The sequence below is a fragment of the Vibrio sp. YT-19(2023) genome (assembly GCF_033337395.1).
This window is the reverse complement of record NZ_JAWOQN010001236.1, coordinates 1-503: the sequence shown is the minus strand read 5'-3', so window position 1 is coordinate 503 and position 503 is coordinate 1. Positions and strand designations below refer to the sequence as shown.

The following is a 503-nucleotide window of genomic DNA, read 5'->3' as shown; positions in this document are numbered from 1 at the left end:
GCTCTTTCTCTTGCAGTAATGTCTGACGTTTGTCTAACAGCGATTTATAAGCTGGGTGGTCTTGGGTGAATTTTTGACTGATTTCACTTTCTTTAAATGTTAACTCATTAAGTTGGGCTTCAAGTGCCACCATCACTTTTCGAGTAGATTGTGCTTGGAGATTTAAATCGAAAGATTCGTTTTCTTGTCTAAAACTGTTCAATGTATCTTCTGAAATAGTTGGCTTGTCCTTAATCTCGGGTAAATGACCTTTAAGGAAGTTGAGGCTCTGCTCAGCTTCAGCAGAGTTTCTTCTAACATTCTGCAAAAAATAGTTTTGAACAACATCATTTAAAACAAGCTGATTGTGGTCTGGGTATTCACCTTCAATACTTAGAGATACAATACCTGTTTGGCTACCTCTCTCTGAAATAGAAAGTTGTGAGGCTAACTTGTTGATAGCATCTAACTTGCTTATTTTACTTATTGTAAAAGTATCTTCATTTTGAGCATTGAGCTGGTTC

Annotated in this window: 1 pseudogene; it reads right to left on the bottom strand. The window is 36.6% G+C overall.

The features are described 5' to 3' along the window. Nucleotides 1-503, bottom strand: a pseudogene (locus R7E78_RS31020) (tyrosine-protein kinase); the annotation flags it as partial.